Raw genomic sequence first — 24816 nt, forward strand, 5'->3', positions numbered from 1 at the left:
GAACAGCCCGGCCCCCTAGGGAAAACCCTCGCTTGCCCCGGCGCTTGGTGACATGACCTAGTCAAGGTGCCATTCTCGCCCCGTACGCGCATCCTCCCCACTCCCTTCACAGGAGGAGTACGAGTGAGACGCCTTCCCCACAGACCCCTTTCCGGCCGGGTTTCCCGCAAGGGAGCCACGGTCGGAGCCGCCCTGCTCTCCACGGCGGCCCTCCTCGCCGTGGCCGTCCAGGCGACCCCCGCGGCGGCCCGGCCCGCGGCCCCCCACGCCTCGCTGCGCACCGGCGGCCTGGAGGCCAAGCTCAGCCCCGCCCAGCGCGGCGCCCTGCTCAAGACCGCCAAGCAGCGCACCGACGACACCGCCCGCTCCCTCGGCCTCGGCGCCCAGGAGAAGCTGGTCGTCCGGGACGTCGTCAAGGACAACGACGGCACCCTGCACACCCGTTACGAGCGCACCTACGCGGGCCTGCCGGTCCTCGGCGGCGACCTCGTGGTGCACACCCCGCCCGCCTCCCTGGCCAAGGGCACGGTCAGCACCACCTTCGCCACCAAGCGCACCATCAAGGTCGCCTCCACCACCCCGGCCGTCACCAAGTCCGCCGCGCAGTCCACGGCGCTCAAGGCCGCCAAGGCCCTGAAGGCGGAGAAGCCCGCCGCCGACAGCGCGCGCAAGGTGATCTGGGCCGGTTCCGGCACGCCGACCCTCGCCTGGGAATCCGTCATCGGCGGTTTCCAGGACGACGGCACGCCGAGCAAGCTGCACGTCATCACCGACGCGAACACCGGCAAGGAGCTGTACCGGTACCAGGCGGTGCAGACCGGCGTCGGCAACACCCAGTACAGCGGCCAGGTCACGCTGACCACCGCGCAGTCGGGCTCCAACTACACCCTCACCGACAGCACGCGCGGCGGCCACAAGACGTACAACCTGAACCGCGGCACCTCCGGCACCGGCACGCTGTTCTCCCAGACCAACGACACCTGGGGCAACGGCACCACGTCCAACGCCGCCACGGCGGGCGCGGACGCCGCCTACGGCGCCCAGGAGACCTGGGACTTCTACAAGAACACCTTCGGCCGCAGCGGCATCAAGAACGACGGCGTCGGCGCCTACTCCCGCGCGCACTACGGCAACGCGTACGTGAACGCGTTCTGGGACGACTCCTGCTTCTGCATGACCTACGGCGACGGCACGGGCAACAACGACCCGCTGACCTCGCTGGACGTCGCCGGGCACGAGATGAGCCACGGCGTCACCTCCAACACCGCCGGACTCAACTACACCGGGGAATCCGGCGGGTTGAACGAGGCGACCTCCGACATCTTCGGCACCGGTGTGGAGTTCTACGCGAACAACACCACCGACCCCGGTGACTACCTCATCGGTGAGAAGATCGACATCAATGGCAACGGCACGCCGCTGCGTTACATGGACAAGCCGAGCAAGGACGGTGCCTCGAAGGACAGTTGGTCCTCCAGCCTCGGCGGCCTGGACGTGCACTACTCCTCGGGCCCGGCGAACCACATGTTCTACCTGCTCTCCGAGGGCAGCGGCACCAAGGTCATCAACGGCGTCACCTACAACAGCCCGACCTCGGACGGCGTCGCGGTCACCGGCATCGGCCGGGACAAGGCCCTCCAGATCTGGTACAAGGCGCTGACGACGTATATGACGTCCAGCACCAACTACGCCGCCGCCCGCACCGCCGCCCTGAACGCGGCCACCGCGCTCTACGGCGCCAACTCCGCCGAGTACGCGGGTGTCGGCAACGCCTTCGCCGGGATCAACGTCGGCAGCCACATCAACCCGCCGGCCAGCGGGGTGACCGTCACCAACCCGGGCAACCAGAACGCCACGGTGGGCAAGGCGGTCAGCCTCCAGATCCAGGCCAGCAGCACCAACAGCGGCGCGCTGAGCTACAGCGCCACCGGGCTCCCGGCCGGGCTCTCGATCAACGCCTCCACGGGCCTGATATCCGGCACCCCGACCGGTGCGGGCTCCTCCAGCACCACGGTCACCGTCACCGACTCCGCGGGCAAGACCGGCACGGCCGCCTTCACCTGGACGGTCAGCGCCACCGGCGGCGGCTGCTCGGCAACCCAGCTGCTCGCCAACCCCGGCTTCGAGTCCGGCAACACCGGCTGGACCGCGAGCAGCGGCGTCATCACCACCGACAGCGGCCAGGCCAGCCACGGCGGCTCGTACAAGGCATGGCTGAACGGCTACGGCGCCACGCACACCGACACCCTGGCCCAGTCGGTCGCGATCCCGGCGGGCTGCAAGGCGACCCTCACCTTCTACCTGCACGTGGACTCGGCGGAGACCACCACCAGCACCCAGTACGACAAGCTGACGCTCACCGCCGGTTCGACCACCCTCGCGACCTACTCCAACCTCAACAAGGCCACGGGGTACGTCCAGAAGACCATCGACCTGTCCTCGCTGGCGGGCTCGACGGTCAGCCTGAAGTTCACCGGGGTCGAGGACTCCTCGCTCCAGACCAGCTTCGTCGTCGACGACACCGCCCTGACGACCGGCTGATCCGCACCTCCCCGCACGACAAGGGCCCCGCACACAGGTGTGCGGGGCCCTTCGCGTCGCCCGTCAGTTGAACGGGTCCAGCGTGAGATACGCCTGCTGCGGGTTGCCGTCGTTGACCAGCGACTCGTGGTTGCCGACGTCGTCGAAGGCGAAGGCGTACGCCTTGCCGTCGGCCATCTGCGCGTGGATGGCCTTCGCGTACTGGTTGGTGACCCCGTCCTGGTAGAAACCGGCGTCCGAGGAGTCCGGCTGGTTGGGGTTGCTCAGCAGCGTGGAGCGGTTGTAACCGGCGCACAGAGTACGGGAGATGGGGCCGCGCACCAGGTCGTTGGGCGCGTCCAGCAGCTTGTGGCAGCCGAAGATGCTGGAGGCGTCCGGCTTCTGGAAGCTGGTGACGACCGCGCCGGAGGAGTTGGTGAAGTTCATGACGTTGCCCGAGACCCGACCGAAGTACTTGGTGTTCGGCTGGTCGGTGAACGGCGTCACGGTCAGGTTCTGCGAGGAGTACTTCGACCAGACCCGGTTGACGTAGTCGTCCATCACGTTCGCGGGCAGCGCCCCGGTCTCCACGCCGTACAGCGGGGAGAGGGCGCGCAGCACGGTGCCGTCCGAGCGGGTCTGCACGAGGCCGGACCAACCCGACTTGCTCTTCAGCGAGTTCATGACGGCCGCGTAGCCGCCTGCCTTGAGGTGCCCGGTGGTGGCGACCTGGCCGTTGCCCCGCTTCACGCCGACCGCGTAGGGCGCCGAGAACATGTCCACCTGGGTGCTGTTCAGCCAGAGCCCGGCGTCGTTCAGCGTGTACTCGGACCAGCTGAACAGGATGTCCCGGTTCGGGTCCGACGGGTTCTGCACGGCGGGCTGCACCAGACCGCCGGTGGTCAGCCGGAAGTCCAGCTTGCGGCCGTAGGAGAAGTAGATCCGGCCGGAGAACTTCGGTATCCGGATGGTCGTCGACTGGCCCGGACCGGGCCCGGCGATGGCCGCGTCCGGCGCGGGGGTCGGCGGGTTGCCGCCCGCGGGCCAGGCGTGGAAGGTGCCGCCCGCGTCGGCCCAGCCCTGCCGCCCGGAGGACAGCTGGGTGCCGAGGTCGTAGATGTACACCGGCTCGGAGCGGCCCGAGTTGTTGGTGATCTGGAGCGGGATCGTGTCCGGCACCGCGGCACTGGCCTCACCGGCGGCGCCGAAGGTGAGGACCGAGCCGACCAAGGCGGCCGTGGCCGTGGCCGACAGTACGGAACGAGCGATTCTTCGAGTCAACTCTCCACCTCCGTGTGGGGGTTCGGGGCGGTACGGATGTTGGTCCGGACCTTTTTGAGAGCGCTCTCAGAGTGCTTGTGTGTCACGGACGTGTCAATCAGTTGAACCGAACAGAACACGTTCCGTGATGTGAGCAAGCGTCAAAAAGTGCGCCGCAAAAGAGAGTTGAGTGCCTCCCAGTGGCGCTCCTCGGCCGCCTGGTCGTAGGACGAGGTGTCCTTCTGGGTGTAGCCGTGCGGCGCGCCCTCGTAGACCTCGCTGGTGTGGCGCACTCCGGCGGCCGTGAGCGCGTCGTCCAGGCGGCGCATCTGCTCCTCGGGCATCGAGGAGTCCTGGTCGGCGTGGCCGAAGTACAGCTCGGCCGTGACCCGGTCGGCGCCCAGGTGCGGGCTGTCCGGGTCCTCGGTGGCCAGGTTGCCGCCGTGGAACCCGGCGGCCGCCGCCACCCGGTCCGGATGCGTGGCCGCCGCGCGCAGCGCGAGCCGGGCGCCCATGCAGTACCCGGTCACCGCCACCGGTCCGGCCGCGACCGACGGGGAGTCCGCCAGCCAGTTCAGGAACGCGTCCGCGTCCACCTCCGCCTGCCGGGGCGTCAGCGAGTGCACCAGGGGGCCGAGCCGCTCCCAGATCGTCGGGTCGGACCCCGGGTCGATGAACTCGGGCAGCTCCACCACGGGGGCCGTCCCCTGCCGGTAGAACACATTGGGCACCAGCACGGTGTACCCCTCTGCGGCCAGCCGGCCGGCCATCTCCTTCAGCCAGGGCCGCAGCCCGTAGGCGTCCTGGTAGAAGAGGACGCCGGGATGCGGCCGCCCGTCGGCGGGGTGGACGAGGTAGGCGTCGGCGACACCGTCCCCCGTCGGGATGGTGACGGTCGTTCCCTGGACGTCGGTCATGATGCGCACGCTCCCTGGCCGGTCTGCTGCCGGGCTGTTGTCGGGCTGTTGTCGGTCCGGGGCTGGTCTACTCGAACCGCGCGGGGTCGCCCGCGCCCACCCGTACGATCTCCGCCTCGCCGCTGGAGAAGTCCACCACCGTCGTCGGCTCCGTACCGCACTCGCCGGAGTCCACCACCGCGTCCACCACATGGTCGAGCCGGTCCTTGATCTCCCAGCCCTGGGTCAGCGGCTCCTCCTCGTCGGGAAGCAGCAGCGTGCTGGAGACCAGCGGCTCGCCCAGCTCGGCCAGCAGCGCCTGGGTGACCACATGGTCGGGGATGCGCACGCCCACCGTCTTCTTCTTCGGGTGCAGCAGCATGCGCGGCACCTCACGGGTGGCGGGCAGGATGAAGGTGTAACTGCCCGGCGTCGCCGCCTTCACCGCGCGGAAGACGTCGTTGTCGATGCGGACGAACTGCCCGAGCTGCGCGAAGTTCTGGCACATCAGCGTGAAGTGGTGCCGGTCGTCCAGGCGGCGGATGGAGCGGATGCGCTCCATGCCGTCCTTGCTGCCCAGCTTGCAGCCCAGCGCGTAACACGAGTCCGTGGGATAAGCGATCAGCGACCCCGACCGGACCGCGTCCGCGATCTGCGACACCGCACGGGGCTGCGGGTTCTCGGGGTGCACGTCGAAGTACTTGGCCATCCGCCGAGCTTAAGCCGTCCCCTCGCGCCACTCGCGCACCCCCACCCGGCCAGGCGTAGCACGCGCGGACCGGGGCACCCGCACGGCGAGGCACCCGGAGCACTCTCCCCCCTAGGGGGTGTCTCCTCGATCTTCGTGGATCAGCCCGCGGCGTCTGGTGCGGTGCCTCGGCGTGCGGTCGAGTCGTCCTCGTACTGGACGTACTTGGGCGATTCGACCGTGCGGCGAGGTGCCGTGCCAGGGGGCACCTCCCGGCCGGAGGCTGGGGGAGGCGCGGGCCCGCGAAGATCGGGGAGACGCCCCCCAGCTCCGGGCCCCGCCGTCTCCGCCGGTGGCCAACGCCCCCCAGGCCACCGGCGGAGCCATGTCCGCGTCCGCCCGGCGACGCGCGGAAGGGGTGTCGGGTAACGTCGGCCGTCGAACGCCGACGCCGAGACGGGACGAGGAGAGGCACCACGTGGCCGCCCGAACCGGCGAGGGCACCCAGGCCCCACCGCCGCACGACACCGCCGCCACCTGGGCGGAAGAGCTGCTCGACCAGCTGCGCCCCGCCGTCCGGCACCCGCGCCGGGCCGTCACCTGGCTCGCCCGCACCGTGCACGCCACCGTCGGTCTCGAGCGCGCCGACGGCCGGCTCCTCGCCGGTGAGCACCTCCCCGTCGACCCCGCCGTCCGCGCCGACGTGGCCACCGGCCGGATCTCCGCCGCCGCCCTGGAGGACGGCGGACGCCATGTCCACCTGGTCGGCATCCGGCACCCCGGACCGGGACGCGCGGCGGGCGCCCTGCTCACCGTGGCCCGGCCCGAACCCTTCGACCGCCGCGCCGCCGAGATCGTCCACCGCACCGCCGGAGTCCTCGGCCTGCTGCTCCGGGAGGGCGAACTCGCCCGCTCCGCACGGCGGTTGCGGCGGGCCTCCGCCGACCTGCGGCTGGCCATCCTGCAACTGCTCATGGTGGAGGACGTGGTCTCCGCCCGCCGGGTCGCCGCCGGACTCTGGCCCGGCCTGCTCGAACAGGACACCGCCCGCGTCCACGTCCTCGAGGGCACGCCCGCCGGACGCGACGCCCTCGCCGAGGAGTGCGCCGACGTCACCGAGGGCCGCGCGCTCGTCGTGCGCTGCCCCGCCATGGACGCCCACGTCATCGTCGTCAGCACCGACTCGGCGCCGAGTGACCGGCTGCGCGCCCTCGCCGCCGACCGTCCGGGCACCTACCTCGGCGGCAGCCTCCACCAGCGCCTCGCACGCACCGCCACCGCCTACGGACAGGCCATCAGCGCCCTCGCCGTCGCCCGGTTCAGCCCCGGCCGCAGCGCGGTCTACGCCGAACGCACCCACCCCGAACGCCTGCTGGACCCGGCCGCGCTGCGCACCTGGTCCGCCCGGACCCTGCGCCCGCTGGACACGCTGCCCCACCACACCCGCGCCGAACTGCTGGCCACCACCCGGCTGGGCCTGGACTTCACCGCGGTCAGCGCCGCCAAGGTGCTCGGCGTCAGCCGCAACACCGTCCGCGCCCGCATGGACCGGCTGCAGACCCTGCTGGACACCGACCTGTCCTGCCTCACCACCCGTACCGCCGTCCGCCTCGCCCTGCTCACCGAAGCGGCGCACGGCCCGTACGACCCCGGAGCCTCCCCCCACCCGCCCACCGGGGTCCGCTTCACCGACCTGCTCGACTCGGCCGCGCTGCGCGACTGGGCCGGGGACCTGCTCGGCAGGCTGGACGGCGACGGCCGCGACCTGCGCGGCACCCTGGGCGCCTGGATCGCGGCCGACGCGAACGCCGAACGCGCCGCCCGCCGGCGCGGAGTGCACGCCCAGACGGTCCGCGAACACGTCCGCGCCGCCGAACCCGTACTGGAACGGCAGCTTCTCGCGGGCGGCAGCGATCTGTACGAGGTGGTCCTCGCCCTCCTCGCGGACGGCACCCTCGCCGCCCCCGCGGCCGGAGCGAACGGGGACCAAGCGGACGCACCTGTGCACGGGTGAGTGCTCACCGGCGCGAACCGGGCACCGCTGCGATGGCCACCGCCCTGCCCCGAGGTTAGGTTCGGCAGTCATGCGGGGGTACGACCGGCGCGGGGGACCGGTCGTACCCCTCTCGTCCGCCCGGCCTGCGGCTCAGTGCTGGGCGTTCTGCGCGGGCAGTTCGAAGACGTGGTCCGGGGAGATGACCTTCGTGACGGCCTGCCCGAAGAGGGTGCTCGGCTCCTGGCCGCCGTGGGTGATGTCCGTGTTCAGCAGCACCACCAGCGAGGTCCGCGCCGACGGCAGATACACCGTCAGCGACTCGTACCCCGGCAGCGAGCCGTTGTGGCCGATCCAGCCGTGCACGTCGAAGATGCCCAGGCCGTAGCCCGCGTCGGGGTAGCCGGTCGGCGGGGTGAGCAGGCGCTGGCGCTGGGTGGCGGGGGAGACCATCGTCCGGCCGTCCGGGAACCGTCCGGTGGCCACCGTGCGGGACCACACCCGCAGGTCCTCCAGGTCCGAGACCATCGCCCCGGCCGCCCAGCCCCAGGACGGGTTCCAGCCGGCCGTCTCCGCGACCTTCCCGTCCGCCGTCTGGTTCGTGTACCCCTGCGCGTGCGGTTTGGGGAACTCGGCGCCCTCGGGGAACGACGTGTGCTTCATCCCGGCCGGGTCCAGCACGTGCTGCTGGATGTAGTCCCCGAGCCCCTGCCCGCTCTGCTGTTCCACGACCAGACCGAGCAGGATGAGGTTGGTGTTGCAGTAGTCGAACTTCGCGCCCGGCTTGAACTGCACCGGGTGCTTGAAGGCGTAGTCCAGCAACTCCTGCGGGGTGAAGGAGCGTTGCGGGTCCGAGGTGAGCGCCTTGACGAAGTCCGGGTCCTGGGAGTAGTTGAACAGCCCGCTGCGCATGTCGGCGAGCTGGCGCAGCGTGATCTTGTCGCCGTTCGGCACGTCGGCGATGTACCGGCCGATCGGGTCGTCCAGGTCCACCTTGCCCTGGTCGACCAGTTGCAGCAGCGCGGTGACGGTGAACGTCTTGGTCTCGCTGCCGATCCGCATGTACAGGTCCGGGGACATCGGGCGCCCGCTGCTCTTGTCGGCGACACCGAAGGAGCGGACGTAATTGCCCTTGTCCGGGGTCCAGATCCCGACCGTGACACCGGGGACGTTCGCCTCGCGCATCACCCGCTGCACGGCGTCGTCGATCTGCCGGTTCACCTCGGGCGTGAGGGCCTGTACGTCGGGGCCCGTGGGGGAGGGGCTCGGGGAAGGCGCGGTGGGCGGCGCCGCCAGGGAGGGGGCCGCGGTGAGCGGGACGACGAGTGCGCCGAGCGCGGCCGCGGTGGCGAGCCTCCGGCGCAGGCGTGCTGGGGAACGGGGCATGGGCTGACTCCAAGCACGGACGGCAAGCACGGACGAGCCGGAGCTGCGGCGGGGCTGACGCCCCGGGCTCTCAGCATAGGAGCGCTTCTTCCGCCCCGCCCGTCGGCCGTTCGGGTGAGCGCCGGGTCAGCGGGCCGACGGCTCCCGGGCCAGGACCAGCACACTGGCGTCGTCGTCCACCCGGTGACCCTGGCGGCGTACGTCCTCCCACAGGGCGTCCGGCAGCCCGGCCGTGCCGGTGTCCGCGAGGGCCGCCAGCCGTTCGGGCAGCGGATAGAAGCGGCCGGCGGCGTCCCGCGCCTCCCACAGCCCGTCCGAGGCGATCAGCAGCCGGTCGCGCGCGTCCAGGGTCACCGTGACCTCCTTCGGCGGATCGACACCGAGCAGACCGATGCCCAGCGGCGGACCCGGTGCGACCGTCAGTTCCCGCGCCCGCCCCGCGCGCAGCAGCACCGGCGGCGGATGCCCGCAGGCCACCACCCGCACCGTCCGGGTGTCGGCGGAGAACTCCAGCAGCACCGCCGTCGCGAACAACTCCGCGTGCCGCACCCCGGACGAGTCGACCACCAGCCTGCGGTCCATCCGGGCGGCCACCGTTTCCAGCGCCCGCTGGTCGAGCGTCGCCTCCCGGAACGCGCCCAGCAGCGCCACCACCGTCCGCACCGCCGAAAGCCCGTGCCCCTGGACGTCCCCCATGACCGCCCGCACCCCGTAGGGCCCGTCCCGTACGTCGAAGAAGTCCCCGCCCAGCAGCGTCCCGTCCTGCGCGGCCCGGCTGAACCCCGCGCACCGGACGCCGCCGACCCGCTCCGGCAGCGGCGGCATCACCGCGCGCTGCACCGCCTCGCCGATCTCCCGCTCCGTGTCCAGCTGGGCGTCCCGGTGACTGCGTACGTACGACACGAACACGCTCAGCAGGGACACGAACGCGATGGTCAGCAGGTCGGTGTCGCCCGGCCGGTTCAGATGGGTCACCGGCACGACCAGCGACACGATCACCAGCGCGCCCAGCACCGCCGTCGCCAGCGGCCCGTACGACAGCACCGCGAGCGGCGGGATCGCGCCGAGCAGGAAACCCAGATCGCTCGCGTGCGGGGTGACGAGCGTGGCCAGGGTGACCGCGATCAGCAGCAGCACCGGAAGCACCCGCACCCACGGCGGCGGGGGAGCGCCCCGCAGCCAGCCGCGCCGCTCCCGCGTTCGGCCCGGCGACCAGCCACGCAGCGATCTCACACGCCCACGCTACGCCGGGGCCGCCCCCGCCGCCCGCCCCGAAAAACCCCTGGACGCACGCGTGGGCGTCCCTCTAATGTGGCGCGGGCACGCCCCGAGACGGACCGGGAAGGAGGCGAGCGTCATGGACATCACCCCGCACGCGCGCTCCCTCCACTCCGTCATCCGGGTGTGCCCCTGACCGGACCGGGAGCGCCTCACCGCAGCCGCGTCTCCCGGAGGACACCTTGACCGCACCGGTCATCCGCACGCTCGACCAGAGCAGTGCCCAGCTTTTCCACGACCTGCCCGACCCGCTCGGCCTGAGCGAGCGGCACCGCACCACTCAATACCGCCCCGACTGGCAGCGCGTCGCCCTGCGCGACGGACGCCCCGTGGCCCGCGCCGCCTGGTGGGCCCGCGCCGAGGACCCCACCCCGCTGCTGATCAACTGGTTCGACGTCGCCGAGGGCGAGGAGGCGGCGGGCGCCGAGCTGCTGCGCACCGCGCCGTGGGCCACCTCGGAACTCGAGCTGGACCTGCCGCCCGGCTGGCGCGACAACCCGGCCCTGGCCGTCGCCGTCGCCACCCGCACCGCCGCCGCCCGCCTCGCCGGGTACGAACCCCTCGTCGAGCGCTTCCTCTACCGCTGGACCCCCGACCTGGGCCTGCCCGAACAGCCCGCCCGGCTGGAGTTCACCCCGGAACCGGACGACGCCGTCTTCCTCGACGCCCTGCGCCGCATCCACTCCGTCACCCTGGACGCCCACGCCCTCCGCGCCATCGAGAAGGGCGGCGTCGAACTCGCCGCCCAGGAGGAACTGGACTTCTTCCACTGGTGCCCCTCGCCCCGCGAGTGGTGGCGGGTCGCCCGTACCCCCGAGGGCGAGACCGTCGGCATCCACATCCCGGCCCACAACCCCTCCGGGCCCTGCGTCGGCTTCATCGGCGTCGTCCCCGAACAGCGCGGCCACGGCTACGCCTACGACCTGCTCGCCGACTGCACCCGCTTCCTCGCCGACCAGGGCGCCGACTTCATCGCGGCCGCCACCGACCAGGGCAACTTCCCGATGGCCGCCCACTTCACCGCGGTCGGCTATCCCGTCGTACGAGAGCGCGTCAGCTTCTGGACCGACCGGGAACCGGCCGCCTAGTCCACATCCTCGGCGCCCAGCCGCGCCTGCGCCTCCGCGAGGATCTCCGTCACCCGGAGTCCGAACGCTGCGTCGCAGGCGTGTCGGCGGCCGGTGCGCGCGGCGGACGCCAGCGCGTCCACCGCGCGGCCCAGCGCGGGCACCGCGCCCTCCGAACTCCTCGGCAGCAGCGTCACCCCCGACTCGCCCCGCAGCTCCACATCGGCCCCGGCCGCCGAGGGCGGCGCCGACAGACTCAGCGTCAGCGTGCTCGACGCGCCGGTGGCATGGTCCAGCACCAGATGCACGGTGTCCGCGGGGCCGTGCGCCGCCGCCAGCACCTGCCGTACGTCACCCAGCACCGGCAGCAGGACCGACAGCGCGTGCGGGCCCACGTCCCACAGCGCGCCCTTCTCCCGCCGCCACGCCGAGGCCGCGAACGGGCTGTCGCTGGTGAACACCGAGCCCAGCCACTGCGCCCGCGCCGTGAACCACCCCGCCTCGGCGGCCTGTTCCTCGATCCACGCCTCCGGCTCCTTCTGGAACCGGGTGGTGAAGAACACCACCGACGCCACCTGGGCCCGCCGGGCCGCCTCGGCCACCGCCCGCGCGTCGGCCACGCTCAGCGCCAGCGGCTTGTCCAGCAGCAGATGCCGCCCGGCCCGCGCCGCGCGTACCGCCAACTCCGCCTGCACGGACGGCGGGAGGGCCACCGCCACCGCCTCCACATCGGCCAGCAGCGCGTCCACGTCCGGGTACGCCCGCACCCCGTACTCCCCGGCCAGCGCGGCCGCCGCCTCCGGATGGCGACCCCAGACCCCGGCGAAGTCCACGCCCGCGTGGCCGGCCAGCGCCGGGGCGTACGCGGTGCGTGCCCACGGGCCCGTTCCCAGCAGTCCGATGCGCATCGAGCGCTCCCTTCTCCCGGCCGCTCTCCACGGCATCAGGGCACTCTGCCCCTGTTCTCGTGGGTATACGGCTCCACGGGCCCGTCGTCTCCGGCGAGCCAGCGGGCGATCGTCTCCGCGATCGGCTGACCGGTGTCCAGCTCGACGAAACCGAACTGCCCCGACTGATTGCACTCCAGGAACCACCAGGTCCCCTCCGCGTCCTCCGCGAAGTCGAAAGCGCCGTAAGCCAGTTCGGCGGCACGCAGATAGCGGCGGACCGACCGGGCCACCCCCGGCGGCACCTCGGTGGCGAGCCAGGGGGAGACGGACGGGGCGAAACGGACGTCCACATGGTCGGGGTGGGCATCCGGATCGGCCGGTTTGCGTGCCGCCAGCAGCCGGTCCCCGACCGCCGTGAGCCGGATGTCGGCCCGCTTGTCCACCCGCCGCTGGAGCAGCGTCGGCCCGAAGGCCACGGCACTGAAGTCGGTGCCCGGCGCGACCCGGCTGGTCGGCACGGCGCGCGGCGGTTCCTGCGGATGCGCGCCGGAGACCGGCTTGACCACCACGTCCCGGTGCCGCTCGGCGAACTCCCGCGCCGCCTCCGGGAACGTGGTGATCAGCGTGGCCGGGACCGGCAGTCCGCTGCGCTGGGCGAGCCGCAGCTGCCACGGCTTGTGCCGGGCCCGGCGGGCCGCGTCCGGATGGTTCATCCAGCGGGCGTCGCCGCACCGCAGCATGCCGTACAGCGCCTGCGTCGACTCCTGGGTCAGCCAGGAGGACGGCCGGGCGGCGCGGGCGGCCGCGTCGCCCGGCCTGCGCACCCAGATGGAGCGCAGGCCGCTCATCCCGACCAGGCGCCCGCCGACGGACAGCTGTCCGCCCAGGGCGTCCCCCGCGTACTCGCCGGTGAGCGACACCCCGTTGGTCAGGTCGGCGGGGTCGAACCGGACGACGGGCACGCCCGTCTCGCCCAGTCGCAGGACCACCATGTCCGCCGTGACGTCCTCGTCACTGGTCAGGATGAGCACGGTCATCGTCCGGGGCCCGCGATCAGTCGTCGAAGTGCGTCTTGGAACCCGCCGTGGAGGTGGTCGTCCCCAGGGCGAGCAGGACCGCGTGGTCGGTCGCGGCGATCCGCCCGTCCGGCAGGACGTTCAACTGCAGTGCGGAGTCGTACGAATACGCTGCGGTGACATCCAACTGGCCAGCAGGCCGCGCGTAGTTGAGCGTGAACGGTTGCATGGTCTCTCCCCTGTTTCGTCCTTCACGTCCTTATACGAATCGAACGATTGGTTGGTTTCCTCACGCTCCGTGACAGCGGTCCGGAGGGAGGCACCGTGAGCCGGTGGGTCAGCTGGAAGGACGCCGGTCAGGGCGCGGTGGCTGCGCTCCACCGCACATTCGTCTGCCCCGAATGCTCTTCTCCGGACCCCGATTACCCGGCCAAGGTGGCGCGGGCGGCGGCCAGGGCCTGTTCGGCGTACCCCCGGCCGAACAGCACGGCGTGCACCAGCAGCGGGAAGAGCTGATGCGCCCCGACCCGGTCGCGCCAGCCCGCGGCGAGGGGGCTCGTCTCCTCGTACCCGGCCAGTACCTGTTCCAGGTGGGGGCAGCCGAAGAGGCTCAGCATCGCCAGGTCGGTCTCCCGGTGGCCGCCGTGCGCGGCCGGGTCGATGACGTGGACCTCGCCGTCGGCGCCCCACAGGACGTTGCCCTGCCACAGGTCGCCGTGCAGTCGCGCGGGCGGCTCGGCGGGCCCCGCGAGCGCGGGCAGCCGCTCGCACACCGCCTCGATCACCCCGGCCTCGCCCGTCCGGACGATCCCCGCGTCGACCGCGGTACGCAGATACGGCAGCACCCGGTGCTCGGCGTACCAGGAAGGCCAGTCGTCGCCCCGCGCGTTGCGCATCGGCGCGCGGCCGATGTACGCCTCCTCGGGCCCGTCCGGCGGGGCGGCGCCGAACGCGGGGGCGCCGGACGCGTGCAGGGCGGCCAGGGCGTGGCCGAAGCGCGTCGCCGCCCCGGGGCCGGGACTGCCGGTCGGTACCCGCTCGCTGACCAGCGACCACTCGTCGAACCCGAGCACCTCCGGCACGCGCACCGCGCCCGCGGCGGCGAGCCAGCGCAGCCCGGCCGCCTCGGCGCGCGCGGCGCCGGGGCCGTCCCCGCGCTTGACCATCACCGTGGTGCCGTCCTCGAGGGTCACCTCGGCGGGCGACCCCGTCGCCACCGGGCCGCCCGTGACCCGGCGCCCGGTGAGCCGGGACGCCGTCAGCCCTGGATCTTCGACTCGCTCGATCACGGCCCCAGGGTACGACCCGCAAAACCCCCGCCACGTCGAGAACTTCGCGCATTGCTACGACGGTTTTCGGCCAAGTTTGCCCGGAATGCCGGGTGGTGGTGCCCGGCTGCTTCCGTGGGACGGGCGGAGGGCGCGCCGAGCCGTCGTACCCGGCGCCGGACGGGTCGTCGGCTGACCCGTTCGGGGGTCGTACCGGCGTGTCGCTGGGACAGACGGGTGGAGAGCTGACCCGGCTGGACGGCCTGGATGGTGCGCGGCGACGGCCTGTCCGACGGTGGATCATGTCGAGGCCGGGTCATGTCAGCCGATGAGGAATCAGCTGCCCGGCCACGGCGGAAGGACACAGACATGCGCTCTGCCCGCATTCTTCTCGCCACGGCGGCCGCGTCCGCCGCCATCGCCCTGGCCCCCGGCGCCGCGCTCGCCGGGGACGACGGAGGCCGGGACGACTCCTCCTACAACAAGGAGCACGACAGCGGCTCCGACCGCGACAAGGGCTCCGGTGACAAGGAGTCCGGTGACAAGGAGTCCGGCGGACGGGACTCCGGCGGCAAGGACTCCGGGGGCAAGGACTCCGGCCGTGACTCCTACGACTCCGACGACGACGGGCCGCGCGGCGGCATGCACACGGGCGGCGGCGCCCTGGCCGCCGTCAACAGCGACGACTGGAGCTCCGACTCCGGTGACGACAGCCGCTTCGACCCGGAGAGCTACAAGGACAAGGGCGACGGCGGTGGCAGCGGCGGCGGCGGTAAGGACAGCGGCGGTGGCGGCAAGGACAGCGGGGGCAAGGGCGACTCCGGCGGTGACGAGCCGCGCGGCGGCATGCACACCGGTGGCGGCGCCCTCGCCGACTCCGGCGGTGTGACCATGGGCGGCGCCGCCGTGCTCGCCGCCGGCGCGCTGGGCGCCTACGCGCTGCGCCGCAAGAAGTCCGCCGGGTCCGCGTCCTGACCGTTCCCGCGCATCAGGGGCCGTGGCCGCCGTCGACGCATGGTCGCGTCGGCGGCCCGCGCCCCCCGACCCCGATCCCTGTGCTGCCGTGCCCGAGCGAGGTGGTGTCCGATGGCAGCAGACCCTTCCGGTGACCCCGCGGGCCGGGGCGGCCGACTGACGTTGTGGGGGGTGGCCATCGCCATCCTCGCCCTCAGCGTCTTCGGCGGCCATCACGGCACCGGCACCGGCACGGACGCGGCCCGCACCAGGACCGCGACGGCGGGCGCGGTCAAGGCGGGAGCGCCACTGCCCCGCTCGGCGCCCACCCGGCTGCGCATCCCCAAGATCGGCGTGGACGCGCCCTTCACCGCCCTGGTGCTCGCCTCCACCGGCCAGTTGGAGCCCCCGCCCGCGGGCAACACCAACCTCGTCGGCTGGTACGCCAAGGGCGCCTCGCCCGGCGAGAAGGGCACCTCGGTCATCGCCGGCCACGTGGACACGACCACCTCGGCGGCCGTCTTCGCCAACCTCGACGACCTGGAGCCCGGCGACCGCTTCTCCGTGGAGCGCGCCGACGGCAACACCGCGAACTTCGTCGTGGACAGCGCCGACACCTTCGCCAAGGACGACTTCCCCAGCGAGCGGGTGTACGCGAACGCCGAGCGCCCCGAGGTCCGGCTCATCACCTGCGCCGGGGACTACGACCACTCGGCCAAGGACTACACGGAGAACCTGGTCGTCTTCGGCCACCTCGTCTGAGGCGCCGCGCTCACCGTCTGAGGCGTCGCGCTCACCGGGTACGGGCTGCCAGCGGACCGTCCGGGGCGAAGGCTAGCGCGGCGAACCGCTCGCCGATCCGCCGGTGCGCGGCGCCGTCCGGGTGCAGCCCGTCCGGCAGCGGCAGCTCCGCGAAGTCGGCCTCCCCGTACAGCTCGCGCCCGTCGAGGACATACAGGTGCGGGTCCTCGGCGGAGCGCTGGGCCACGATCCGGGCCAGCTCCTCGCGTATCGCGGTGAGGGTCAGCTTCCCCCGGGCGGTCTCCGCCGGGTCTCCGGCCGCCCGGAAGGCGAGGCGGCCCTCGCTCAGGGCGGTGAGGTCCGGCATCGTGGGGCCGGGGGTGTCCTCGTGCATCGGGCACAGGACGGGGGATACCACGAGCAGCGGCGTGTCGGGGTGCCCCTCGCGGACGGTGTCGAGGAACCCGTGCACGGCGGGCCCGAACGCGCGCAGCCGCATGAGGTCGGTGTTGACCAGGTTGATGCCGATCTTGACGCTGATCACGTCGGCCGGGGTGTCACGCAGCGCGCGGGCGGTGAACGGGTCCAGCAGCGCGCTCCCGCCCAGCCCCAGGTTGACCAGCTCGACCCCGCCCAGCGAGGCGGCGACGGCGGGCCACACACCGGTCGGGCTCGCGGCGTCCGAGCCATGGCTGATGGAGCTGCCGTGGTGCAGCCACACCGGACGGCCCGAGGCGGGTACGGGTTCCACGGGGGCGTCGGTGCGCAGGGTGACCAGCTCGGTGGTCTCGTTGTGCGGCAGCCAGATCTCCACGGTCTTGTCCTCGGCGGACAGTCCGGCGAAGCGGGCGGTGCCCACCGGGCCGGAGGTGCGCTCGGCGGCACCGGTCGCCATGTCGATCGTCAGCGTGTCGCCACCGGTGACCGTGGCGCTGCCCGCCAACTGCCCGTCGACCAGCAGGTCGTAGACGCCGTCCGGGCGGGGTGGTGCGCCGAGGTAGGCCCGCTTGGTCGGCAGGGTGTCCAGCTCGATCGCCGTGGCGCGGGTGCGGAACACCAGTCGTACGCCGGAGGGCTGGGACTCGGCCAGGTCCAGCTGCGGGTCGGCGCACTGGGCACGGGCCCGGGCGGGCAGCCGGTGCGGGAGCAGGCCGCGTTCGGTGCGCTCCAGTTCGAGGGCGCCCCGGACGAGGTCGGCGGTGAGGGGCGTGGTGGTCCAGGCGGTGGTCATCGGGGGCCTGTCGGGAGAGGGGCGGGCGGGGGAGTGGAGGGCCAGTTGCGCAGGAGGGCGTCCAGGGCGTCGAGCACGCGTTCCCAGGACTCCTGCGAGTCGGGGGCGCTGTGGTCGAAACCGCCCGCCGACTCCAGGCCCACATAGCCGCTGAACACACTGCCCAGCAGGCGTACGGCATGTGTCTGGTCGGGTTCGTCGAGGTCGTAGCCGCGCAGGATCGCCCGCGTCATCGCCGCGTGCCGGACGCCCGCGCTCGCGGCGGCGGTCTCCGGGTCCAGCCGGTAGCGGGCCGCCTCGAAGCGGCCGGGGTGCGCACGGGCGTAGTCGCGGTAGGCGTCGGCGAACGCGGTCAGGGCGTCCTTCCCGGCCCGTCCCGCGAGCGCCTCGGCGGCGCGGTCGGCCAGCTCCTCCAGGGCGAGCAGCGCGATCCGGGTGCGCAGATCGTGGGAGTTGCGCAGATGCGAGTACAGGCTCGCCGTCTTCACGTCGAACCGCCGGGCCAGCGCGGACACCGTCACCTGCTCGAACCCGGCCTCATCGGCCAGCTCCGCCCCGGCCCGCACCAGCCGCTCCGTACTCAGCCCCGCACGCACCATGACCCCACCTCTCGAAGAACCTGACCGATTATGTATTTACCTAAAGGCTTTAGGCAAATGAGGATCACGTGTAGGTGGCAAGAGGGTGTTCTGGAGTGGGATCGGCTCCTGGTTCGAGTCAGTCGGCCCGGAGCAGGGCGCGCAGCTCGGTGGTGTCGATGATGTGGGCCCGTGCGGGGAAGACGCGGTGGAGCAGGGTGTCGTGGACTTCGGTGTCCGGGTCGGCGACGCAGTCAGACAGGATGTAGAGCTGGTAGTCGCGGTCGGCGGCGTCGATGACGGTGGACAGGACGGCGCCACTGGTGCTGATGCCGGAGACGACCAGGGTGGTGATGCCGCGCTCGCGTAGCTGCCGGTCGAGGTCGGTGGTGGACATGCCGCCGTAGCGGATCTTGCGCACGACGATGTCGCTGTCCCGGGGAGCCAGGCGCTCGTGGATGGCAGTGGCAAGGTTCTCGTGGTGCATGACGCGGTGTTGGGCCTGGTGTGCCAGGTCGACGCGGACACGCACCGGCGGACCGGTCGCGGCCCGCGGGTGACAGGTCGTGGTGCCTCATGAGTGGCTGGGGGACAGTTCCGGCTCGTGTCGCGGCGTCTGGTCCCGTCGGGGAAGCAGGAGCGGTGTGGTCAGGATGAGCAGTCCCGCGACCGTGAGAGCGGTGCGTGGGCTGGTGACGTCGGCGAGCAGCCCGGCGAGTGCGGTGAGGACGGCGATGGACGCCTGCTGGCCGATCGACCAGGCCGACAGGGTGCGGGCGACGAGATGCCTGGGGGTGTGTTCGAGCCGGTAGGTGGCGAGCACCGGGCTGTACAGGCTCATGTTGATGATGATGGCCAGCTCGACAGCCATCACCGTCACGAGGCCGACGATGCCGGGACGAACGAAGGCCAGGCCGATCAGCCAGACGGCGCGCAGGGTCCCGACGGTCCGGAAGACCCAGTGCCGGCCGAAGCGGGCCACGACACGGCGGGCCAGCCGCGAGCCGATGAGCCCGCCGAGGCAGGGGACGGCGAAGGCCAGGCCGTACTGCCAGGGCGGGAACCCGAGCTGGCGAAGCAGGAGCACCGCCAGCAGCGGCTCGGTGGCCATGATCAGCCCGCCGACGAGCATGTTGTTGAGGTAGAGCGCCCGCAGACCGGGGTGGCCCATGATGTGTCGCCAGCCGTCGAGCAATGCGCCCGCCCGGACGGGGCTCCTGTCGGTCGTCCTCGGCACTTCCTCCCGGCCGCGGATCGCGGTGATGCCCAGCGCGGAGAGCAGGTAGCTGATCGCGTCGGCCGCCACGGTCGTGACCGGCCCGAACAGGCCGATCGCCGCCCCGCCCAGCGGGGGCCCCACCGCGATGGAGCTCCAGTTCGTGGACTCGAACCGCGCGTTGGCGACGAGCAGGTCGTCCGGCCGCACAAGGACCTTGAGGTAGGCGCCGCCGGCCGCGTTGAAGGCGATCTTGGCTGCGGCGACCACGGCCGAGACGACGAGCAGCTGGACGAAGCCGAGCCACCCGAAGGCGTAGGCGACCGGGATCGTCGCCATGGCCGCGAACCGGGCCAGGTCCATCATGATCATGACCGGGCGCTTGCGCCGGAACTCCACCCACGGTGCGAGCGGCACCGCGATCAGCGCACCCACTGCAGGTCCCACCGCCGACAGCGCGGACACCTCGGCGGGGCCGGCGTGCAACGCCAGCACGGCGATCAGCGGCAACGCCCCGAACCCCAGCCCGGACCCATATGCGCTCACCGCATATGACGCCCACAGCCAGCCGAACTGCCGACCCAACCGGCTTCTGCCCACCATGCTCGGCGCCCTCCCCTTGACGTCCCACCTGAACAAACCGACGTTGACCATGGAGAGACAAGCGGGCAGGACAACCACAGGTCAAACAACCGACCTGCCAGCGATCCACAACAATCAGTTGTTCACTAAGGTGGGTCGGCGTGGATCTCGAAGCAGTACGTACCTTCGTCGCCGTCGCGGAAGCGGGCCAGTTCCAGAAAGCCGCCGCCGACCTGTCGATCACCCAGCAGGCCGTCTCCAAACGCATCGCCGCGCTGGAGCGCACCCTCGGCGTGCGATTGTTCACCCGTGTCCCACGCGGCGCCGAGCTCACCATCGACGGGCAGGCGTTCCTGCCCCACGCACGCGAGCTGCTGCGCGTCGAGGAGCGCGCGACAGCCTCCGTGCGCCCCGGTCACCGTTCGCTGCGCATCGACGTGATCAACTCGCGCGGCGCGCAGTCGGGCCTGATGCGGGGCTTCCACCGCGCACACCCCGAGATCGACTTCGACGTGATGATGCTGTTCGACATCGAGACCGCCGTCACCGCCATCCGCTCCGGCACCATCGACGCGTCCTTCCGCGCCGTCGCCGCGCCGGGCCGGCCCCTCCCCGAGGACATCGAGTCCATCCGGGTCCTCGACGAGCCGCTCCAACTCCTCACCGGCCCCCGCCACGCCCTGGCAGGCGCCCGCTCGGTCACCCTCGCCCAGCTCACCGGGCACCGGATCTGGATGCCCGGAATCGCCCCCGGCACCGAATGGGCCGCCTACTACGACGACCTCGTCGCCGAGTTCGGCCTCACCATCGAGGCGACGGGCCCCAACTTCGGCTCCGACGTACTCCTCGACACCATCGCCGACACCCCGGCCCTGGCCACGTTCATGGGCGAACCCACCCGCCTCATCTGGCCCGCCGACCACGACCTGCGCCGCATCCCGGTCATCGACCCGACCCCGGTCTACCCGCACTCGCTCCTCTGGCACCGCGACAACCCCCACCCGGCGCTGGCCACCCTCCGCACCCACCTCGCCGCCACGACGGCCGACCACGACGCCACCGGCACCTGGAGGCCGGGCTGGGTGATCCCGCGCTGAACGGCCCACCACTCACGCGACCGGCCCTGTTGAGCGCAGACGTTCAACGGCGGGCGTCGCCGGAGGCGAGCAGGCTGGTCAGGGCGGAGTGGCGGTACTCGTGCAGGTCCCAGCCCGTACCCGGTCGCCGGCACGAAGTCCTCGCGCGTCCGGCCCCGGCGGCGGGCCTTGCTCCGCGCGCTCTTCGCCTCGACCGGGCAGCTGCGCCCGGCGAAGTCCAGGGCCTCGACGTTCACGCCGAGGACCTGGACTTCGCCCGCCCGGCGGTCTCGCGGAGCATCCGCCACAGCGTCTTCCACGGGATCAAGAGAGGTCGGGGAGCGGGTGCTCAAAGCCGTGCCAGGTGGGACTTCTACGAGGCGGGCACCTTGGTGAGTACCAAGGACCATGAGTCGTCCGGGGTGCTGAACTGCACCGTTCCGTCGCCGCTCGTGTACAGCTGGATGCCGCTCGACGTACCGAGGCCGCGGTCCTTGACGTCCAGGTAGATGAAGTCGCTGGTCGTGCTGCTGTCGACGAACTCCCATTGGCCGTGGAAGTCGGCAGGGCCGGAGAAGGAGTCGATCGACACGTGCCTCGCGGTGAACGCTCCGTCCGGCGCGAGGCGGATCTGACCGCCGGTCTTCTCGTTGCGGTACTCGCCGGGCAGTTCATCGGTGTCGACGGTGTGAGCGCACCCGACGGTGACGGCGGAAACAGACAGTGCGGCGGCAAGCAACTGTCTGCCTGTTCTCTTGATCATCACGCCGTGAGTGTATTCAGGGGCACGATCAGCCTGATCGGCGGGCCGACCGCCCGGCTCAGGAGAACGTCCATTTCCCGCGCCCGATGGTGAGACCCGAGGGCCGCCGACCGACTCGGGGTGGGCGGCCCTCGGTGTACTCCAACTGCGGGGTCGCTCAGACCTCCGGCGCCGGGTACGTCGGGTACTCCACGCCCGAGACGTGCTGGACGACCCGGACGACCTGGCAGGAGTAGCCGAACTCGTTGTCGTACCAGAGGTAGAGGATCGCGTTGTCGCCGTCGACCTTCAGGGCGCCGCCGTCGACGATGGAGGCGTTGCGGGAGCCGATGAAGTCGCTGGAGACCGCGTCGGGCGCCGTGGTGAAGTCGATCTGGCGCTTCAGCGGGGAGGTCAGCGACACCTCGCGCAGGTAGTCGTGGACCTCCTCGCGGGTGGTCTCGCGGCCGAGCCGCAGGTTGAGGATGGCGATCGACACGTCCGGCACCGGCACCCGGATCGAGCTGCCGGTGATCGGCGCCTTCAGCTCCGGCAGCGCCTTGGCGACGGCGGAGGCGGCACCGGTCTCGGTGATCACCATGTTGAGCGGCGCGGACCGGCCCCGGCGCTCGGCCTTGTGGTAATTGTCCAGCAGGTTCTGGTCGTTGGTGAAGGAGTGGACCGTCTCCACGTGGCCGCGGAGCACCCCGTACTCCTCGTCCATGGCCTTCAGCGGCGGGGCGATCGCGTTGGTGGTGCAGGACGCGCAGGACAGGATGCGCTCGTCCGGCTTGATCGTGTCGTGGTTGACGCCGTGCACGATGTTCGGCACGTCACCCTTGGCGGGCGCGGTCAGCACGACCTTGTCGATGCCGGGCCGCAGATGCTTCGACAGGCCCTCGCGGTCACGCCAGTTGCCGGTGTTGTCGATGAGGATGGCGTCGCGGATGCCGTACTCGGTGTAGTCCACGGCCGACGGGTCGGCGGCGTAGATCACCTTGATCTCGTTGCCGTTGGCGATGATCGTGCTGGCGTCCTCGTCCACCGTGATGGTGCCCTGGAACTGGCCGTGGATCGAGTCGCGGCGCAGCAGCGAGGCCCGCTTGACCAGGTCCCCGGCGGCCTTGGGGCCACCACCCCGGACGACGACGGCGCGCAGCCGCAGGCCGTTGCCCGAACCGGCCTTCTCGATCAGCAGCCGCGCGACCAGCCGACCGATGCGGCCGAAGCCGTACAGCACGACGTCGCGCGGCGCGCGGCGCTCGATCTTCTCGGCGCCGGTGGCCCCGGCGACCGCCTCCGCGGTGAACTCCGCGACGCTCAGCCCCCGGTCGTCCGCCTTGTAGGTGGCGGCCAGCATGCCGAGGTCGATCTGGGAAGGGCCGAGGTCGAGGGCGGTCAGCGCCTGGAGGAACGGCATCGTCTCGGTGACCGACAGCTCCGCGCCCGCGATCTGCCGGGCGAAGCGGTGGGTCTTGAGGATGCTGACCACCGACTTGTTCACCAGGGAGCGGCTGTGCAGCAGGACGGTCACGTCCTGCTCGCGGTGCAGCTTCCCGATGATCGGGATCATCGACTCCGCGATCTCCTCGCGGTGCTTCCAGTTCGTGAACGAGTCGTCATTGACAGTCACAGATCTATCTTTCGAGCTAGGCGGCGCTCATATGGTAGACACACCCTACTTTGATCACCAGAGCCCCCTGTCAGGGGGTCCACCGAAGCCGCCGTTCCTGAATCAGGGTGGAAGAGCGCGCGACACCCTGGCCCCGCATTGCACCGCCCGCACCCCGTGACCATGGTCGGAGCGTGATCACGTCTTCCGCACCCCGGCCCGGAGCGGCCACCGCCCCCGGCCCGCCGCGCCGCCGCGCGCTGCCCCGGATCGTCCGCCACCGCGCACCGTCCGGCGCTCTCCTCGCCCTCGCGCTGTTCGCCGCGGTCCGCACGGCGGGGATCGCCGCCGTGATCGCCACCAACGCGCTGACCGGCCGCCCACTGGTGCGCAGCCTCGGCCACTCCTGGGACTCCCGCTGGTACCTCCACATCGCCGCCCACGGCTACGGCCGCCTCATCTGGATCACGCCCACCGGGGGAGTGCAGAGCGACTGGGCGTTCTTCCCGCTCTACCCCGCCCTGATCCGGGCCACCACCACCGTCCTCCCGCTCACCCAGGCCGCCGCGGCCCTGCTGATCGCCTGGACCGCGGCCGTCGTCGCGGCGTACGGCGTCTACCTCATCGGACACCGGCTGTACGGGCGGGCCACCGCCACCGCCCTCGTCGCGCTGTGGGCCGTGCTGCCGCACGCGGTGGAGCTGACCGTCGCCTACACCGAGTCCCTCTTCGCCGCCCTGGCCGCCTGGTCCCTGTACTGCGTGCTCAGGGGCCGCTGGCTCTGGGCGGGCACGCTCGCCCTGGCGGCGGGCCTCGCCCGGCCCACCGGCTTCGCCGTGGCGGTCGCCGTCATCGCCGCCGCCGCGCAGCAGCTCTGGCTGCGGCGCGGGCAGGTCACCCCCCGCCTGTGGGCGGGCGCCCTGCTCGCCCCGCTCGGCTGGCTCGGCTACGTCCTCTGGGTCGGCCGGTGCACCGGCGATCTGACGGGCGGCTACTTCGCCGTCCAGGGCGCCTGGGGCTCCCGCGTCGACTTCGGCGCCGGGGCCGCCCGCTTCGTCGGCGCGCTCCTCGCGCACGGCGGCCAGGTCATCTATCCCGTCGCCCTCGCCCTCGTCCTGATCAGCCTCGTCCTCTTCGCCCTGCTCTGCCTGGAGCGCGCCCCGCTGGCCCTCGTCGTCTTCGCGGGCGTCCTGGTGCTGCTGGTGGTCCTCGGCTCCGGCTCCTTCTCCTCCAAACCCCGCTTCCTGCTCCCCGCCTTCCCGCTCCTCGTCCCGGCCGCCCGCGCCCTCGCCCGCACCTGGCGCGACCGCCCCGCCGCGGCCTACCTGATCGGCGGCGCGCTCGCCGCCGTCTCCGTGCTGTACGGCGCCTACGTGACGGTGCTCGTCCACTCGCCCCTGTGACACACCCCGGTGCGAAGGCCGGGAAAGCGGGTAGACGGGGGCTTCGAGGAAAGGACGACCATGACGACCTACGTGATCACCGTGCCCGGCACCTTCACCGCGGACATCGAGGCCGACACCCGCGCACGGCTCGGGCGGGCGCTGCGGCCCGTCGACCCGCACGGCACCGACCTGGGCAGCGCGGAGGACCTCGACACCGTCAACGTCAACGAGGACGGCACCTTCACCCTGCACCTCACCGTCGAGGCCGACAACAACAAGCACGCCGAGCAGGAGGCCCGCCGTCTCGCGGACGAGGCCCTGCGGACCGTAGGGCTGGACGAGAACTCCGCGCCGCTCGGGCCCGCCGTGATCACCGGCATCGACTCCCAGGTGCACTGACGGGCACTGACGGGCACTGACGGTTCCTGGCGGGCCGC

23 protein-coding genes are annotated in these 24816 nt (G+C 72.1%); 8 read left to right on the forward strand and 15 right to left on the reverse strand.

From position 1 onward, the window contains the following. Positions 1–123: 123 nt before the first annotated feature. A complete protein-coding gene (locus tag ACIPPM_RS20955; RefSeq protein ID WP_401449885.1) occupies positions 124–2541 on the forward strand; it encodes a M4 family metallopeptidase in 2418 nt (805 codons plus the stop codon). 63 nt (positions 2542–2604) lie between these two features. On the opposite strand, the gene ACIPPM_RS20960 is transcribed toward ACIPPM_RS20955, so the two are convergent. The 3 genes from ACIPPM_RS20960 to ACIPPM_RS20970 form a co-directional block, all read right to left on the reverse strand. Further along, the gene (locus ACIPPM_RS20960) at positions 2605–3801 is read right to left on the reverse strand and encodes a glycoside hydrolase family 64 protein (protein WP_401449888.1); all 1197 of its coding nucleotides are present in this window, start codon (positions 3799–3801) and stop codon (positions 2605–2607) included. A gap of 140 nt (positions 3802–3941) precedes the next feature. Further along, positions 3942–4697 carry a dienelactone hydrolase family protein gene (locus ACIPPM_RS20965; RefSeq protein WP_401449891.1) on the reverse strand — a complete coding sequence of 252 codons (756 nt, stop codon included), beginning with the start codon at positions 4695–4697 and terminating at the stop codon, positions 3942–3944. A gap of 67 nt (positions 4698–4764) precedes the next feature. Further along, the gene (locus ACIPPM_RS20970; protein ID WP_401449893.1) at positions 4765–5385 is read right to left on the reverse strand and encodes an L-threonylcarbamoyladenylate synthase; all 621 of its coding nucleotides are present in this window, start codon (positions 5383–5385) and stop codon (positions 4765–4767) included. A gap of 457 nt (positions 5386–5842) precedes the next feature. Here ACIPPM_RS20970 and ACIPPM_RS20975 point away from each other — a divergent pair, with 457 nt between their 5' ends. Next, positions 5843–7378, forward strand: coding sequence for a helix-turn-helix domain-containing protein (locus ACIPPM_RS20975; protein WP_401449896.1), 1536 nt, complete (start codon positions 5843–5845; stop codon positions 7376–7378). Between the two features lie 132 nt (positions 7379–7510). Here ACIPPM_RS20975 and ACIPPM_RS20980 read toward each other — a convergent pair whose 3' ends face one another. After that, on the reverse strand, positions 7511–8743 hold the full coding sequence (locus tag ACIPPM_RS20980) for a serine hydrolase domain-containing protein (protein ID WP_401449898.1): 1233 nt from the start codon (positions 8741–8743) through the stop codon (positions 7511–7513). Positions 8744–8869: 126 nt separating this feature from the next. After that, positions 8870–9976, reverse strand: coding sequence for a PP2C family protein-serine/threonine phosphatase (locus tag ACIPPM_RS20985; protein WP_401449900.1), 1107 nt, complete (start codon positions 9974–9976; stop codon positions 8870–8872). A 227-nt stretch (positions 9977–10203) separates the two neighbouring features. Here ACIPPM_RS20985 and ACIPPM_RS20990 point away from each other — a divergent pair, with 227 nt between their 5' ends. Beyond that, positions 10204–11109, forward strand: a complete 906-nt coding sequence (locus tag ACIPPM_RS20990) for a GNAT family N-acetyltransferase (RefSeq protein ID WP_401449902.1) — start codon at positions 10204–10206, stop codon at positions 11107–11109. On the opposite strand, the gene ACIPPM_RS20995 is transcribed toward ACIPPM_RS20990, so the two are convergent. The 4 genes from ACIPPM_RS20995 to ACIPPM_RS21010 all read right to left on the reverse strand — a co-directional run bounded on the left by ACIPPM_RS20995 (position 11106) and on the right by ACIPPM_RS21010 (position 14283). Next, the gene (locus ACIPPM_RS20995) at positions 11106–11996 is read right to left on the reverse strand and encodes a Gfo/Idh/MocA family protein (protein ID WP_401449904.1); all 891 of its coding nucleotides are present in this window, start codon (positions 11994–11996) and stop codon (positions 11106–11108) included. The two genes, ACIPPM_RS20990 and ACIPPM_RS20995, sit on opposite strands and share 4 nt — an antisense overlap. Positions 11997–12031: 35 nt before the next feature. Continuing rightward, positions 12032–13015, reverse strand: a complete 984-nt coding sequence (tgmB, locus tag ACIPPM_RS21000) for an ATP-grasp ribosomal peptide maturase (protein WP_401449906.1) — start codon at positions 13013–13015, stop codon at positions 12032–12034. A gap of 16 nt (positions 13016–13031) precedes the next feature. Next, a complete protein-coding gene (tgmA, locus tag ACIPPM_RS21005) occupies positions 13032–13223 on the reverse strand; it encodes a putative ATP-grasp-modified RiPP (RefSeq protein WP_388997793.1) in 192 nt (63 codons plus the stop codon). 193 nt (positions 13224–13416) lie between these two features. Continuing rightward, complete coding sequence (locus tag ACIPPM_RS21010; protein ID WP_401449908.1) at positions 13417–14283, reverse strand: fructosamine kinase family protein; 867 nt, start codon at positions 14281–14283, stop codon at positions 13417–13419. A 348-nt stretch (positions 14284–14631) separates the two neighbouring features. On the opposite strand from ACIPPM_RS21010, the gene ACIPPM_RS21015 reads away from it, so the two are divergent. Together ACIPPM_RS21015 and ACIPPM_RS21020 are read left to right on the forward strand one after the other, a co-directional pair. Continuing rightward, complete coding sequence (locus ACIPPM_RS21015) at positions 14632–15237, forward strand: hypothetical protein (protein WP_401449911.1); 606 nt, start codon at positions 14632–14634, stop codon at positions 15235–15237. Positions 15238–15348: 111 nt separating this feature from the next. Continuing rightward, on the forward strand, positions 15349–15978 hold the full coding sequence (locus ACIPPM_RS21020) for a class F sortase (RefSeq protein WP_401449913.1): 630 nt from the start codon (positions 15349–15351) through the stop codon (positions 15976–15978). A gap of 31 nt (positions 15979–16009) precedes the next feature. Here the strand turns inward: ACIPPM_RS21020 and ACIPPM_RS21025 are convergent, their stop codons facing one another. From ACIPPM_RS21025 to ACIPPM_RS21040, 4 genes are all read right to left on the reverse strand, one after another. Beyond that, complete coding sequence (locus ACIPPM_RS21025) at positions 16010–17188, reverse strand: GDSL-type esterase/lipase family protein (protein ID WP_401449915.1); 1179 nt, start codon at positions 17186–17188, stop codon at positions 16010–16012. Then, positions 17185–17787, reverse strand: coding sequence for a TetR/AcrR family transcriptional regulator (locus tag ACIPPM_RS21030; RefSeq protein ID WP_401449918.1), 603 nt, complete (start codon positions 17785–17787; stop codon positions 17185–17187). Before ACIPPM_RS21030 ends, ACIPPM_RS21025 begins: the two co-directional genes overlap by 4 nt. A gap of 118 nt (positions 17788–17905) precedes the next feature. After that, entirely contained in the window at positions 17906–18298 is a 393-nt protein-coding gene (locus ACIPPM_RS21035) for a cysteine hydrolase (RefSeq protein ID WP_401449920.1), read from the reverse strand. 42 nt (positions 18299–18340) lie between these two features. Continuing rightward, the gene (locus ACIPPM_RS21040) at positions 18341–19585 is read right to left on the reverse strand and encodes an MFS transporter (RefSeq protein WP_401449923.1); all 1245 of its coding nucleotides are present in this window, start codon (positions 19583–19585) and stop codon (positions 18341–18343) included. Positions 19586–19725: 140 nt separating this feature from the next. Between ACIPPM_RS21040 and ACIPPM_RS21045 the strand changes: the two genes are divergently transcribed. Then, positions 19726–20661: a LysR family transcriptional regulator gene (locus tag ACIPPM_RS21045; RefSeq protein WP_401449925.1), complete on the forward strand. Its 936-nt coding sequence runs from the start codon at positions 19726–19728 to the stop codon at positions 20659–20661. Between the two features lie 352 nt (positions 20662–21013). Here ACIPPM_RS21045 and ACIPPM_RS21050 read toward each other — a convergent pair whose 3' ends face one another. Both ACIPPM_RS21050 and ACIPPM_RS21055 read right to left on the reverse strand, forming a co-directional pair. After that, positions 21014–21406, reverse strand: coding sequence for a hypothetical protein (locus ACIPPM_RS21050; protein WP_401449928.1), 393 nt, complete (start codon positions 21404–21406; stop codon positions 21014–21016). Positions 21407–21560: 154 nt separating this feature from the next. Then, complete coding sequence (locus ACIPPM_RS21055; protein WP_401449931.1) at positions 21561–23015, reverse strand: glyceraldehyde-3-phosphate dehydrogenase; 1455 nt, start codon at positions 23013–23015, stop codon at positions 21561–21563. A gap of 173 nt (positions 23016–23188) precedes the next feature. Here ACIPPM_RS21055 and ACIPPM_RS21060 point away from each other — a divergent pair, with 173 nt between their 5' ends. Then, a complete protein-coding gene (locus ACIPPM_RS21060) occupies positions 23189–24397 on the forward strand; it encodes a hypothetical protein (RefSeq protein ID WP_401449933.1) in 1209 nt (402 codons plus the stop codon). A 60-nt stretch (positions 24398–24457) separates the two neighbouring features. Beyond that, positions 24458–24778, forward strand: coding sequence for a hypothetical protein (locus tag ACIPPM_RS21065; protein ID WP_393592783.1), 321 nt, complete (start codon positions 24458–24460; stop codon positions 24776–24778). The last annotated feature ends 38 nt before the right edge of the window (positions 24779–24816 follow it).

Origin of the sequence: Streptomyces sp. NPDC090119, assembly GCF_044747085.1 — a bacterium.
GTDB lineage: Bacteria > Actinomycetota > Actinomycetes > Streptomycetales > Streptomycetaceae > Streptomyces.

Excerpts from the sequence above, each read along its gene's own strand:
- ACIPPM_RS20995 (WP_401449904.1), bottom strand. The coding sequence starts at position 11,996 with ATGCGCATCGGACTGCTGGGAACGGGCCCGTGGGCACGCACCGCGTAC.
- ACIPPM_RS21020 (WP_401449913.1), top strand. The coding sequence starts at position 15,349 with ATGGCAGCAGACCCTTCCGGTGACCCCGCGGGCCGGGGCGGCCGACTG.
- ACIPPM_RS20965 (WP_401449891.1), bottom strand. The coding sequence starts at position 4,697 with ATGACCGACGTCCAGGGAACGACCGTCACCATCCCGACGGGGGACGGT.
- tgmB (WP_401449906.1), bottom strand. The coding sequence starts at position 13,015 with ATGACCGTGCTCATCCTGACCAGTGACGAGGACGTCACGGCGGACATG.
- ACIPPM_RS21065 (WP_393592783.1), top strand. The coding sequence starts at position 24,458 with ATGACGACCTACGTGATCACCGTGCCCGGCACCTTCACCGCGGACATC.
- ACIPPM_RS20970 (WP_401449893.1), bottom strand. The coding sequence starts at position 5,385 with ATGGCCAAGTACTTCGACGTGCACCCCGAGAACCCGCAGCCCCGTGCG.
- ACIPPM_RS21015 (WP_401449911.1), top strand. The coding sequence starts at position 14,632 with ATGCGCTCTGCCCGCATTCTTCTCGCCACGGCGGCCGCGTCCGCCGCC.
- tgmA (WP_388997793.1), bottom strand. The coding sequence starts at position 13,223 with ATGCAACCGTTCACGCTCAACTACGCGCGGCCTGCTGGCCAGTTGGAT.
- ACIPPM_RS21040 (WP_401449923.1), bottom strand. The coding sequence starts at position 19,585 with ATGGTGGGCAGAAGCCGGTTGGGTCGGCAGTTCGGCTGGCTGTGGGCG.
- ACIPPM_RS21030 (WP_401449918.1), bottom strand. The coding sequence starts at position 17,787 with ATGGTGCGTGCGGGGCTGAGTACGGAGCGGCTGGTGCGGGCCGGGGCG.
- ACIPPM_RS20980 (WP_401449898.1), bottom strand. The coding sequence starts at position 8,743 with ATGCCCCGTTCCCCAGCACGCCTGCGCCGGAGGCTCGCCACCGCGGCC.
- ACIPPM_RS21025 (WP_401449915.1), bottom strand. The coding sequence starts at position 17,188 with ATGACCACCGCCTGGACCACCACGCCCCTCACCGCCGACCTCGTCCGG.